Source organism: Saccharopolyspora shandongensis (assembly GCF_900106995.1).
GTDB classification, from domain to species: Bacteria; Actinomycetota; Actinomycetes; order Mycobacteriales; family Pseudonocardiaceae; genus Saccharopolyspora; species Saccharopolyspora shandongensis.
In genome coordinates this window covers 67345-80229 of the sequence record NZ_FNOK01000015.1, presented here as the reverse complement: position 1 = coordinate 80229, position 12885 = coordinate 67345, and the positions used below count along the sequence as shown (strand labels likewise).

General features: G+C 71.2%; 12 protein-coding genes. 8 read left to right on the top strand and 4 right to left on the bottom strand.

From position 1 onward, the window contains the following. Positions 1-85 precede the first annotated feature (85 nt). The 3 genes from BLW84_RS17995 to BLW84_RS17985 all read left to right on the top strand — a co-directional run bounded on the left by BLW84_RS17995 (position 86) and on the right by BLW84_RS17985 (position 4024). The gene (locus tag BLW84_RS17995) at positions 86-1264 is read left to right on the top strand and encodes an acyl-CoA dehydrogenase family protein (RefSeq protein ID WP_093266756.1); all 1179 of its coding nucleotides are present in this window, start codon (positions 86-88) and stop codon (positions 1262-1264) included. Positions 1265-1347: 83 nt separating this feature from the next. Beyond that, on the top strand, positions 1348-2445 hold the full coding sequence (locus BLW84_RS17990) for an acyl-CoA dehydrogenase family protein (protein WP_093266754.1): 1098 nt from the start codon (positions 1348-1350) through the stop codon (positions 2443-2445). Position 2446: 1 nt separating this feature from the next. After that, positions 2447-4024 carry a long-chain-fatty-acid--CoA ligase gene (locus tag BLW84_RS17985; RefSeq protein WP_093266753.1) on the top strand — a complete coding sequence of 526 codons (1578 nt, stop codon included), beginning with the start codon at positions 2447-2449 and terminating at the stop codon, positions 4022-4024. On the opposite strand, the gene BLW84_RS17980 is transcribed toward BLW84_RS17985, so the two are convergent. After that, positions 4012-4749, bottom strand: a complete 738-nt coding sequence (locus tag BLW84_RS17980) for an SDR family NAD(P)-dependent oxidoreductase (RefSeq protein WP_093266752.1) — start codon at positions 4747-4749, stop codon at positions 4012-4014. The genes BLW84_RS17985 and BLW84_RS17980 overlap by 13 nt on opposite strands. Positions 4750-4772: 23 nt before the next feature. Further along, entirely contained in the window at positions 4773-5930 is a 1158-nt protein-coding gene (locus tag BLW84_RS17975) for an MFS transporter (protein ID WP_245761219.1), read from the bottom strand. 78 nt (positions 5931-6008) lie between these two features. Between BLW84_RS17975 and BLW84_RS17970 the strand changes: the two genes are divergently transcribed. The 4 genes from BLW84_RS17970 to BLW84_RS17955 all read left to right on the top strand — a co-directional run bounded on the left by BLW84_RS17970 (position 6009) and on the right by BLW84_RS17955 (position 8876). Further along, a complete protein-coding gene (locus tag BLW84_RS17970) occupies positions 6009-6440 on the top strand; it encodes a MarR family winged helix-turn-helix transcriptional regulator (RefSeq protein ID WP_093266750.1) in 432 nt (143 codons plus the stop codon). A 159-nt stretch (positions 6441-6599) separates the two neighbouring features. Beyond that, positions 6600-7106: a SigE family RNA polymerase sigma factor gene (locus BLW84_RS17965; RefSeq protein WP_093266749.1), complete on the top strand. Its 507-nt coding sequence runs from the start codon at positions 6600-6602 to the stop codon at positions 7104-7106. Beyond that, on the top strand, positions 7099-7470 hold the full coding sequence (locus tag BLW84_RS17960) for a hypothetical protein (protein WP_093266747.1): 372 nt from the start codon (positions 7099-7101) through the stop codon (positions 7468-7470). The genes BLW84_RS17965 and BLW84_RS17960 overlap by 8 nt, the downstream gene beginning before the upstream one ends. Continuing rightward, entirely contained in the window at positions 7467-8876 is a 1410-nt protein-coding gene (locus tag BLW84_RS17955) for a DUF2079 domain-containing protein (RefSeq protein ID WP_093266746.1), read from the top strand. The genes BLW84_RS17960 and BLW84_RS17955 overlap by 4 nt, the downstream gene beginning before the upstream one ends. Positions 8877-9095: 219 nt before the next feature. Here the strand turns inward: BLW84_RS17955 and BLW84_RS17950 are convergent, their stop codons facing one another. Next, positions 9096-10199, bottom strand: coding sequence for an NAD(P)H-dependent flavin oxidoreductase (locus BLW84_RS17950; protein ID WP_093266744.1), 1104 nt, complete (start codon positions 10197-10199; stop codon positions 9096-9098). A gap of 6 nt (positions 10200-10205) precedes the next feature. Beyond that, a complete protein-coding gene (locus tag BLW84_RS17945) occupies positions 10206-11849 on the bottom strand; it encodes an acyl-CoA synthetase (RefSeq protein ID WP_093266743.1) in 1644 nt (547 codons plus the stop codon). Between the two features lie 184 nt (positions 11850-12033). Between BLW84_RS17945 and BLW84_RS17940 the strand changes: the two genes are divergently transcribed. Next, positions 12034-12837 (top strand): crotonase/enoyl-CoA hydratase family protein, encoded by an 804-nt coding sequence (locus BLW84_RS17940; RefSeq protein WP_093266741.1) that lies wholly within the window; start codon positions 12034-12036, stop codon positions 12835-12837. Positions 12838-12885: the final 48 nt, after the last annotated feature.

Genomic DNA, 12885 nt, shown 5'->3' with positions numbered 1-12885 from the left:
CGCGATGTATCGACCGCCTCGCCACATTCGGACTATGGTTGGTGAAACATGTTCCACACGCTCCCCGTCGACGCAGGAGGGATGCATGCGCATCGCCTACACGCCCGAGCAGGAGCAGCTGCGCAAAGAGCTGCGCCGCTACTTCGGCAAGCTCATGACACCGGAGCTCCGCGACGAACTGACCTCGCACGGCGACTACGGCGACGGCACGGCCTACAAGCAGCTGGTCCGGCAGATGGGTGCGGACGGCTGGCTCGCGCTGGGCTGGCCGGAGGAGTACGGCGGGCAGAACCGGAGCATGCTGGACCAGCTGATCTTCACCGACGAGGCGGCGATCGCCGGTGCGCCGGTGCCGTTCCTGACGCTCAACAGCATCGCGCCGACCATCATGCGCTTCGGCACCCCGGAGCAGAAGTCGCACTACCTGCCGAAGATCGCGGCCGGCGAGATCCACTTCGCGATCGGCTACTCCGAGCCGGAGGCGGGCACCGACCTCGCCTCGCTGCGCACCACCGCCGATCGCGATGGCGACAAGTACGTGATCAACGGCCAGAAGATGTGGACCAGCCTGATCCAGTACGCGGACTACGTGTGGCTGGCCTGCCGGACCGACCGGGACGCGAAGAAGCACCGCGGCCTGAGCATCCTGATCGTGCCCACGGCCGCGCCCGGCTTCTCCTGGACGCCGGTGCACACCGTCGCCGGGCCGTCCACCAGCGCCACCTACTACCAGGATCTCCGCGTGCCCACCTCTGCGCTGGTGGGGGCCGAGAACGAGGGCTGGCCGCTGATCACCAACCAGCTCAACCACGAGCGCGTCGCGCTCACCTCCCCCGCCCCGCTGCGGCTGGCGCTGGACGAGGTGCTGGAGTGGGCGCGGGAAACGCGGCTCACCGACGGACGCCGGGTGCTGGACCAGGAGTGGGTGCGGCGGCACCTGGCGCGCGTGCACGCCGGGGCGGAATTCCTCAAGCTGGTCAACTGGAAGATCGCCACGACGGCGGAGCAGCAGCCCGCGCCGGCCACGGCGTCGGCGACCAAGGTGTACGGCACGGAGTTCGCCACCGAGGCCTACCGCCTGCTGATGGAGGTGCTGGGCAGCGCCGCGTACGTGCGGCAGGGCTCCCGGGGCGCGGCGCTGCGCGGCCGGATCGAACGGATGCACCGCTCGTCGCTGATCCTGACCTTCGGCGGCGGGACCAACGAGGTGCAACGGGACATCGTCGCCGCGGTGGGCCTCGGCCTGCCCCCAGCGAAGCGCTGACCGGCCACAGCGGCGCAGTTCCTCGTGAAATTGGCACACCGCCTGCCGGCGCAGGAAGACGGCAGGACTTCTAGGGAGAGCGAATGGACTTCTCGTGCACCGAGGCGCAGCTCGATCTGGGCGGGCTGGTCAGGGAGATCCTCGACGATCGCGTGACGAACGAGCGGCTGCGCGAGGTCGAGCGCGAGCCGGACCGGTTCGACCGTGCACTGTGGACCGATCTGGCACGGGCCGACGTGTTGTCGGCGGCCTTGCCGGGTTCCGTCGGCGGCGGCGGTTTCGGGCTGCTGGAGCAGTGCTCCGTGCTGATCGAGCTGGGCCGCGCGGTCGCTCCGGTGCCCTACCTCGCCTCGATCACCACGGCGACGGCGGCGTTGGCCCGCTTCGGCGACTCCGATCAGCAACAGCGCTGGGGCGTTCCGGCGGCGAAGGGCGAGCTGGTGCTGACCGCCGCGCTCGCCGAGGAGCACAACCCCGACCCGCGCCGTCCCGCCTGCCGCGCCGAGCGCTCCGGCGACGGCTGGGTGCTCACCGGCACCAAGACCACGGTCCCGGCCGGAACGGTCGCCGACCTCGTGCTGGTTCCCGCGTCCACATCGGACGGACCGAAGGTCTTCCTCGTCGAACCGGGGCAACTGTCGGTCGAGCGGCAGCGCATCGTGGACGCCGACAGTGAAGCGTGGTTGGAGCTCGACGGCGTGCGGGTCGGCGACGACCGGGTGCTGGGCGACGATCCGGCGGTGCTGGACTGGCTGCTCACCCGCGCGACCATCGGCACCTGCGCGCACCAGGTCGGCGTCGTCGAGCGGGCGCTGGAGCTGACCGCCGAGTACGCCCGCGAGCGCGTGCAGTTCGGGCGGCCGATCGGCAGCTTCCAGGCCGTCGCGCAGCGGCTGGCCGACGCGTTCATCGACGTGGAGGCCGCGCGGCTGACGCTGTGGCAGGCGGCGTGGCGGGTCGACGAGGGGCTGCCGTGCGCGACCGAGGTGGCCACCGCGAAGTTCTGGGCGGCCGACGCCGGGCACCGGGTGGCCCACACCGCGGTCCACGTGCACGGCGGCGTCGGCATCGACGTCGACCACCCGCTGCACCGCTACTTCGTCGCGGCCAAGCGCAACGAGTTCTCCTTCGGCGGCGCGGCCGACCAGCTGGGCCGGCTCGGCGACGCCCTGGCGGTCTGACATGACGCCGACGGTAACCGAACTCTTGCTCGCCCGCGCCGACGACGACAGTTGCGGGCTGCGGTTCGAGGACCGCGCCTGGACGTGGTCCTCGACGGTGCGCACCTGCGCCCAGTACGCCTCGCTGCTGGAATCCCTGCGCCGTCCCGGCCCGTTCCACGTCGGGGTCCTGCTCGGCAACGTCCCGGAGTTCGCGTTCCTGCTCGGCGGCGCGGCCCTGTCCGGCGCGGTCGTCGTGGGTCTGAACCCGACGCGGCGCGGGGCGGCGCTAGCGCGCGATGCCCGGCTGGCGGACTGCCAGCTGATCGTCACCGACAGCGCGCACGCGGAACTGCTGGACGACCTCGACCTCGGGACGGTGGAGCTGCTGGTCATCGACGAGCCGCGGTGGCAGGCGCTGCTCGCCGAGCACGCCGGCAGCGCGGTCGATCCCGTGCCCGCGACGCCCGATGACCTGCTCGTGCTGGTGTTCACCTCCGGCACCGGCGGCGAGCCGAAGGCGGTCCGCTGCACGCACGGCAAGATCGCCGCGCCCGGCCGGATGCTGGCCGACCGGTTCGGCCTGACCGGCGACGACGTGACCTACGTGTCGATGCCGCTGTTCCACTCGAACGCCCTGATGGCGGGCTGGGCGGTCGGCCTGGCCGCCGGGGCGGGCATCGCGCTGCGCCGCCGCTTCTCGGCCTCCGGCTTCCTGCCCGACGTGCGGCGCTTCGGCGCGACCTACGCCAACTACGTCGGCAAACCGCTCTCGCACATCCTCGCCACCTCGGAGCGGCCGGACGACCACGAGAACCCGCTGCGCGTGGTGTACGGCAACGAGGGCAACGAACGGGATCTGGCGCGGTTCGCCGAGCGGTTCGGCTGCCGCGTCGTCGACGGCTTCGGCTCCACGGAGGGCGGCGTAGCGGTGGCCCGCACGCCCGACACGCCGCCCGGCGCGCTGGGCAGGCTTCCCGACGGCGTCGCGGTGCTCCACCCGGACACTGGAAAACCGTGCGACCTGGCGGAATTCTCCGCCGACGGCCGACTGCTCAACCCCGACGAGGCGATCGGCGAGCTGGTCAACACCGCCGGTTCCGGCTGGTTCGCGGGCTACTACAACGCCCCGGAGGCCGACGCGGAGCGGATGCGCGACGGCATGTACTGGAGCGGCGACCTCGCCTACCTGGACGCGGACGGCTTCTGCCACTTCGCGGGTCGCTCCGCCGACTGGCTGCGAGTGGACGGCGAGAACCTCGGCACGGCGCCGATCGAGCGAATCCTGTTGCGCCATCCCGAGATCGCCGAGGCCGCCGTGTACGGCATCCCGGATCCGCGGGTGGGCGACCAGGTGATGGCCGCGCTGATCGCGACGCCGGAGTTCGACCCCGCGACCCTGGGCGACTTCCTCGCCGCGCAACCCGATCTCGGCCCCAAGCAGTGGCCCCGCTACGTCCGGCTCGCGGCGGAACTCCCCCGCACCGCGACCTTCAAGGTCGTCAAGCGCCGGCTCGCCTCGGAGGGCCGCGAAACCGCGGACCCGATCTGGCACCGCTCGACCACCCACTACTCCCCGGTGCCGGATCAGGCCAGGTAGCCGCCGTCGACGTCGAGGACGGCGCCGGTGATGAACGACGCGCCGGGCCCGGCCAGGAACGCGATGGCCGCCGCGACCTCGTCCGGCCCGCCGAACCGGCCCAACGCGTTCGCCGAGCGCTGGACGTCGGCGAACGGCCCTTCGTCGGGGTTCATCTCGGTCGCCACCGAGCCCGGCTGGACGACGTTGACGGTGATGCCGCGCGGCCCCAGGTCGCGGGCTGCACCCTTGCTGTAGCCGGTGATCGCGGCCTTCGTCGACACGTAGTCGGCGACGCCCGGGAATCCGGCGCGGGTGGCCTGCATGGAGCCGACGGTGATGATCCGCCCGCCTTCGCCCATCGTTCGCGCGGCGGCCCGGATGGCCGCGGTGACGCCGCCGACGTTGACGGCCAGCTGGCGCTCCAGAGCACCCGGTTCGGCATCGGCGTCGACCCGGCCGGGGACAAAGCTCGCGGCGTTGTTCACCAGGATGTCCAGCCGCCCGAAGTCGGCGGCCACGGCTCCGACGAGATCGGCCACCTGCCGCGGATCGCCCTGGTCGGCCCGGTACGCGGCGGCCCCGTCGAGCTCCGCGACCACGGCCTCGGCCCGGTCGCCGGACGCGGCGTAGCTGATCGCCACCGTCGCGCCGTCGGCCGCCAGCGCCCGGGCGGTCGCCGCCCCGATGCCGCGCGATCCGCCGGTCACCAGCGCGACCTTGCCGGTCAACTTCTTGCCATTCATGGGAAATTCCTCGTCTCTCGATGTCAGGAGTGGTCGGCGGGCACGCAGTCGCGCCGGAGCAGGTAGCCCGCGACGGCCAGGCCTGCCGCCGTGAGCAGGGCGCCGACGAGGTAGATCGACCGCAGGCCGAGGCCGCTGTCGATGACCTGCCCGCCCAGCCACCCGGCGAACGCGGCGGCGACCTGGAAGCCCGCGGCGTTGACCGCCACCGCCAGCGTGGGCGCGGAACCGGCCGCGGCCAGCACGCGGGTCTGCATGCCCGGGATGATCGCGAAGGCCAGCACGCCGATCACGAACGTCAGCACCGCAGCGGGCGCCTGCAGGTCGCCGACAAGCCAGCACAGCGCCAAGGTCCCGGCCAACGCGGCGAGCAGACCGGCCAGCGATGGCATCAGGGCCTTGTCCGCCAGCCAGCCGCCGAGGAAGTTCCCGACCACCGCCCCGGCCCCGTAGACCAGCAGCAGCACCGGGACCGCCCCGGCGCCGAAGCCGCTGACGTCGGTGAGCAGCGGGGTGATGAACGAGAAGACGGTCACGACGCCCACGTTGCCCACCGCGGTGAGGCCGATCGCCAGCTGGACGTCGCGGCGGGCGAGCACGCGCAGCTCGCCGAGAACCGGCCCGGTGGCGGCCGCGGGCTGGGCCGGCACGAAGCGCAGCACCAGCAGCAAGGCGACGCCGACGAGCGCGGCGACGGCCGCGAACGTCGCCCGCCAGCCGAAGTCGTGCCCGATGAAGGTGCCGATCGGCGTGCCGAGGATGATGCCCAGGTTCATGCCGAGGGCCACCTTCGCCACGGTCGATGCCTGCTTGTCCGCCGGGGCCATCGAGACGGCGGTGGCGATCGCGACGGCGAAGAACGTGGCCACGACCAGGCCGGCGACGAACCGCGCCACCAGGAGGACCGGGTAGTTCGGCGCCACCGCCGAGCCGAGGTTCCCGGCGAGGGACACGGCGATGAGGCCGACGACGAGCGGTTTGCGGGCCAGCCGCGCGGTCAGGACGGTGACCACCGGTCCGCCGACGATCATGCCCAGCGCGTAGGCCGTCACCAGCAGGCCCGCCGCGGGAAGCGACACCGACAGGTCGGCGGCGACGTCCGGCAGGATGCCCGCGATCACGAATTCCCCTGTGGTGAAGCCGAAAACGACCAGCATCAGGGACAGGACGGGAAGCGGCACGAAACCCCCATTAGTTCGAACTCACATGATGTGAATTAGAACTACCACAGTTCGAAGCATCGGCGCTAGACTCGGACCATGGCGAGGGATCCGTCGGCGAGCAGTCAGATCGACCGGGACGTGTGCAAGCTGGTGCACCAGTTCGCGCAGACCCTCGACGTCCACGTGCGCCGCGTCTCCGAGGAGCTGGGCCTGACGGCGTCGCAAGTCGTCGCGCTCCGCGAGCTCTCTGAACCGATCACAGCACGGGAGCTCGCCGCCCGGATGTCCTGCGAGGCCTCCAACGCCACGTTCGTGGTGGACCGGCTCGAACAGCAGGGCCTGGTCGAGCGCCGGCCGCACCCGACCGACCGGCGCGCCAAGCAGATCGTGCTCACCCCGGCCGGCCGGCGCAGCCGGACCACCGTGGTCCGGCGGTTGAGCACCCAGTCCCCGCTCACCCCGCTCACCGCGACACAGCAGGAAACCCTGCGCGAGCTGCTCCAAGCGCTCGTCGAGCCCCGCCGGTAGCCGCACCCGGCGCCGATCCACCGTCCCAAGTGGATTTCCGCGCGCCAGGTGATGTGAGGGTGATCACATCGGGCGGGAAATCCTCCCTCGATGTCAACCCGAAACGTCCTAGCTGGGTAGAGGGTTCATGAGGGACACCGCACGGGGGTTACGCGAGTCTTGACGGTCGAAGAGTTCGAGGAGTTCTACGCGCTGTCGGCCAGGCGGCTGATCGGTCAGCTTTGCCTGGTCACCGGTGATGTCCACGAAGCCCAGGACGTGGTGCACGAGGCATTCGCGCGGGCGTGGGCGCACCGGAGCGCGCTGCTCCACGACGGCGCGCCGGAGGCGTGGGTGCGCATCACCGCCACCCGGGTGGCCATCAGCCGGTGGCACCGCGCCAAGCGCGCGACGCAGGCGTGGGCCCGGCTCGCCGGCCAGCGCCCGGCCATCGCGGACGAGCCGGACCGGGGAGGGCTCCTCGCGTTGTCCGCGATCCTGCGGCAGCTACCGCCGAGGCAGCGGCTCGTGATGGCGCTGCACTACGTCTGCGACCTGTCCGTCGCGCAGATCGCCGAGGAGGCCGGGATGTCCACCGGAACCGTGAAGACCCACCTGGCACGGGGCAGGGCCGCCGTGGCGGCGCGGATGAGCGACACGTTGCGCGCGGAGGACCACGGTGCCTGACCACCATTTCGAGCCCGCCGAAGCGGCGGAAGACCAGGTGCGCGCGGCATTCCGCCGCGCCGCCGCCGAAGCCGAGCGGCACTCCTCGCCGCTGCCCGCCGGCGAGATCACCAAGCGCGGCGGGCGGCGGCTGCGGCGCCAGCAGATCGCCGCCGGAGTCACCGGCGCGGCCGCCGTGGCGGCGATAGCCGTCGCCGTCACGGTGACGACCGGAGGCCCCGAGCAACAGCCGGTGGTTCCCGCCGGGCCGGCGCCGGCGCTCACCACGTCCGCCGTGACGGTCAGCGTCCCGTCCTCGTCCACGTCGAGCCCGCCCCACACGTCCAGCACGCCCAGCACCCTGACCGCGACGGAGTCCCGATGAGCACCACCACCGCCGTTCCCATCACCGCCGCGGCTCCCGGCCACCGCGCGGTGTCGAACCAGGTGCTCCTGTTCCTGCTGTGGGCGGCGTTCTTCGGCTGCTACGCCTGGCTGTCGTTGTCCCGCTACGCCGGCTACGGCTCGATGTCGTTCGACCTCGGCATCTTCGAGCAGGTCGTGCGCTCCTACGCCGAGGGCCGGATGCCGGTCGCGGATCTGCTGGGGCCCGGGTTCGTCATCTTCGGCGACCACTTCAGCCCAGTGCTGGTCCTGCTCGCGCCGCTGTACTACCTGTTCCCGTCCGCGCAGACGTTGCTCGTCGCGCAGGCGGCCCTGTTCGCGCTCTCGGTCGTGCCGGTCACCCGGGCCGCCACCCGCCTGCTCGGCGGCACCCGGGGGTGGACCGTGGGCATCGCTTACGGCCTGTCCTGGGGCGTGCAGCGGGCCGTCGACTTCGACTTCCACGAGATCTGCTTCGCGGTCCCGCTCATCGCCTTCGCCCTGGAGGCGATGCTGGCGCGGCAGTGGTGGCGCGCGCTCGCACTCATCGCGCCGCTCGTGCTGGTCAAGGACGACCTCGCCCTCACCGCGGCGGCGATCGCGCTGGTGCTCGCCTGGTGCGCCAGGGACGACAAGCGGTTCGCCCGGGTCGCCGTGGCGAGCGCCGTGCTGTTCGGCGTCATCTGGGTCTGCGTCACGCTGCTGGTCATCCCGTCGTTCAGCCCGACGGGCGCGTACCGGTACTGGGACAAGATCGCCGGCGACACGCCCTTCCCCGCCTCGCTGCTGGAGGGCATGGGCGAGAAGTTCAGCACCGCCCTGTGGATCCTGGTCCCGACGACGGGCCTGATCGCGTTCCGCTCGCCGGTGCTGCTCGCCATCCTCCCGACGCTCGGCTGGCGGTTCGCGTCCGTCGAGGAGCACTACTGGAGCACGGACTGGCACTACAACGCCGTGCTGATGCCGATCGTCACGCTCGCGATGGTCGACGCGATCGCCCGGCTGCGCGAGACGCATCCGTCCTGGCTGCGGGGCTACGCCTCGCACCTGCCGGGGCTGGTCCTGGCGGCGGCGGTCGCGCTCAGCGTCATGCTGCCGATCGGGCAGCTGACCAAGAGCAACGACGAGCGCTTCGAGCAGGACCCGGTCGCCGCGGAGGCCGTGCTGGACCAGATCCCGGACGGCGCCACGGTCCTGGCCAACAGCCCCACGATCGCGCACCTCACCGACCGCTGCCGGGTCTTCTTCCCCGGCAACACCGAGGGGCTCGTCCCGGACTACATCGCGGTCTACGAACCGGACAAGACGGCCGAGGAGATGCGCGACTACGCCAAGGAATACGGCGGCGCCAGCTACCACATCCTGTCGGAGGACGAAGGATTCTGGGCCCTGCGCCGCGATTCCTGACCTCAGTGGTCTTTGAAGCGGCGCCAGCCGCTTAGCCCACCCTTGCAACTCGCACCGCCGCGGGTTCTCAGGCTGTGCCCGCCCTTACTGGGCTACTGGGCGAGGCCAGTCCCCGATGCCGCGTATTGGTCATACGTAAGTCGGGACTCCCACAGACCAGGCGGCGTCTGAGGTTCCGCCACCCGCACCGCCACGCAAAACGAGCCTGGAAACAGGCTGTCAGCGGAGCTTGTTGAGGGTGGTGATGGTCTCGTCTAGTTCGGCGAGGAGGTCCGCGATGACGTCGGCGACCGGGCGGACCTCGTTCATCCGGCCGACGATCTGGCCCACCGGCATCGAGACCACGCCCGGATCGCCGGACCGCATGATGCGTTGGTGCGCCTCGCTGACCAGGATGTTCTGCAGCGGCATCGGCAACGGCTCGGGGGCGTCGTCGGCCGACCACGAGTCCGTCCAGCGGGTCTTGAGCAGCCGGGCCGGTTTCCCGGTGTAGATCCGGGAGCGCACCGTGTCGCTGGAACCCGCCGCCAGCAGCGCCTGCTGCGTCGCCGCGTTGCCCGGCATCTGCCGGTACTCGCTGGTCGTCAGCCAGTACGAGCCCAGCCACGCACCGCCGGCGCCGAGCGCGAGCGCCGCCGCGATCTGGCGGCCGGACCCGATGCCCCCGGCCGCCAGCACCGGAGCCCGGTCGCCGACCGCGTCGACGATCTCCGGCACCAGCACCATGGTGGCGATCTCGCCGGTGTGCCCGCCGGCCTCGTGCCCTTGCGCCACGACGATGTCCACGCCGTTGTCGACGTGGCGGCGGGCGTGCTCGGCCTTCCCGGCCAGCGCGGCGACCAGCACGTCGTGCTCGTGGGCCTGCTGAATGACGTCAACCGGCGGTGAGCCGAGGGCGTTGGCGATCAGCCGGATGGGATGCCGCAGCGCAACGTCCACATGGGACCGAGCGACCGAGTGCAGCCAGCCGAGCACGCCGTCCGCCTGCTGCTCGCCATCGGCGAGCTCCGGCACGCCGAGGTCCGCCAGCGTCCGCTGCACGAATTCCCGGTGCTCCGGCGGGATCAGGGCCTGCAGGTCGACGGCCGCGCCCTCGGTGGGGATCTTCGCGGGCATCACGACGTCCACGCCGTATGGCCTGCCGTCGGTGTTCTCGTCCATCCAGTCCAGCACGGCGTCCAGCTCGTCGGCGTCGTTGAACCGGACGCAGCCGAGCACGCCCAACCCACCGGCCCGGCTGATAGCGGCCGCGACGTGCTCGGACGGCGTGAAGCCGACGATCGGATGCGCGATGCCCAAGTTGTCGCAAATCTTCGTACGCATGGATCCTCAGCTCGGTTCGGTGGCGGTCTCGCGCTGCGACGGCTTGCGCACGTCGGCCGGCTCGTGCGTTTCGGTGTGCCGCTTCGCCCAGGCGTAGTCGGGCTTTCCGCTGGGTGAGCGGGTGACCTGGTCCACCAGCCACAGGCTGCGCGGCACCTTGTACCCCGCGATCCACTCCCGGACGTGCGCGTCGAGGTCCGCGAGCCCTGGCGTCGCGCCGGCCCTCGGCTGGACCACGGCCGCGACCCGCTGGCCGAGCCGCTCGTCGGGCACCCCGACGACCAGCGCGTCGAACACGTCGGGATGCGACTTGAGCGCGGCTTCGACCTCCTCCGGGAAGACCTTCTCGCCGCCGGTGTTGATCGACACCGAGCCGCGTCCCAGCATCGTCACGGTGCCGTCGTCCTCGATCCGCGCGTAGTCGCCCGGGACGACGTAGCGGGTGCCGTCGATCTCGACGAACACCGACCGCGACTTCTCCTCGTCCTTGTAGTAGCCGAGCGGCACGTGCCCGCTGCGCGCCAGCCACCCGATCTCGCCAGGATCCGCGAAGGTCCCGCCGTCCCTGATCACCGTGGTGTCGGCATCGGCGTTGACCCGCGGGCCGCCGGTCTGCGCGCTGTCGCGCCCGATGACTCCGATGCCGCTGAACCCGGTCTCCGACGAGCCGATCGAGTCGGTGATCACCACGTTGGGCAGCGCGTCGAGGTACTGGCGCTGCACCGATGGCGAGAACAGCGCGGCGCTGCTGGAGATCGCCAGCAGCGACGAGGGGTCGTAGTTTCCCTCGTGGAACGCCTCGATGAGGGGCCGGGCCATCGCATCGCCCACGATCGCCAGCACGTTGACCCGTTCCCGCTCGATCGCCCGCCAGACCTCGTGCGCGTCGAACTGCGGCACGAAAACCACTGCGCTGCACGCGAAGAGGTTGCCGAAGCTGGCCCACTGGGCGGCGCCGTGGATGAACGGCGCGGCGGGCAGCCGGATCAGGCCGCCGCTCTCGGCGCCCGCGCGGGCCTGCTGCCACTCGTCGCGCATCACCTCGCCGGTCATGAAGTCGATGCCGCCGCCGAGCACCCGCCAGACGTCCTCGTGGCGCCACATCACGCCCTTCGGCATGCCCGTGGTGCCGCCGGTGTAGAGCAGGTAGAGATCGTCGGCGCTGCGTTCCGGGAAGTCCCGCTCGTCGGACCGGCCGACCAGCACCGACTCGTACTCGATGCCGCCGTACCCGGCGTAGTCGGCGTCGCTGCCGTCCTCGATGACGAGAACCTCGCGCAGCTCCGGGAAATCCGGCCGGACCTTGGCCACGTTGTCGCTGTAGCGGCGCTCGTGCACCAGCGCGGCGAGGTCGGCGTTGCCGAAGATGTAGCGCAGTTCGTTCGGCACGTAGCGGAAGTTGATGTTGATGGGCACCGCGCGGATCTTGTAGGCCGCGAGCATGGTTTCCAGTGCTTCGATGGAGTTCCGGGAGTAGACCCCGATGTGGGAGCCCGGCCCGAGGCCGCGGGCCGTGAGGTGGTGCGCGAGCCGGTTGGCCCGCCGGTCCAGCTGCGCGAAGGTCAACCGCCGCTCGCCGCAGACCACGGCGACGCGATCTGGCACCAGATCGACGGCGTGCTCGAAAAGATCTGCGATGTTGTATGCCACCCCAGAGAAAGTAGAACGTGTTATCGTTTTGGACAAGAACCCGAAAAGCCGAATCATTGTCACGTTCTGCAAGCTCGGACAGCCGCTCGCGGAGCGTGATCCGGCTTGCCGTCCGGCAGGTTCCCCCTGCGGCCGAACGGGTGATCCGGCGAGCCGATTCCCAACACCGACCGGAAAGGTTCCCATGACGTCGACAACCGAGGTCGTCGAGCAACCCCACTGCCTGGTCGAGCGGCGCGGCGCGGTGCTCGTGGTGACGATGAACCGGCCTGAGGTCCGCAACGCCCTGTCCGGTCCGATGCTGGAGATCATGCGGCAGGCCTGGGACGAGGTGGACGGCGACGACGACATCCTGGCGTGCGTGCTGAGCGGCGCGGGCGGCGCGTTCTGCGCCGGCGCCGACCTGAAGGCCATGACGCAGGCGCATCCCGGCGACACCGCCCGCGGCATGGACATGTCCGTGATCGAACCGCTGCTCAAGGGCAGGCGGCTGACGAAACCGCTGATCGCGGCGGTGGAAGGGCCCGCGGTGGCGGGCGGCACGGAGATCCTCCAGGCGACCGACATCCGGGTGGCGGGCGAGAGCGCGCGGTTCGGGGTGTCGGAGGCGCGCTGGGGCCTGTTCCCGCTGGGCGGCTCGGCGGTCCGGCTGCCGCGCCAGATCCCGTACACGGTCGCGGCCGACATCCTGCTGACCGGCAGGCACGTCTTCGCGCCCGAAGCAAAGGAACTGGGGCTGATCGGCCACGTCGTCCCGGACGGGCAGGCCCTCGACAAGGCCCTGGAACTGGCCGACCTCATCACCGCCAACGGCCCGCTCGCGGTGCAGGCGATCCTCCGCACGATGCGGGAAACCGAAGGCATGCCGGAGAACGAGGCGTTCAAGGTGGATGCCCGTCTCGGCATGGCGGTCTTCGGCAGCGAGGACGCCAAGGAAGGCCCCAAGGCGTTCGCGGAGAAGCGCAAACCCCGGTTCCGCGGCCGGTAGACCCGTGCGCGTTTTGTGTCGCTATAGCAGCACAAAACGCGCACGGGC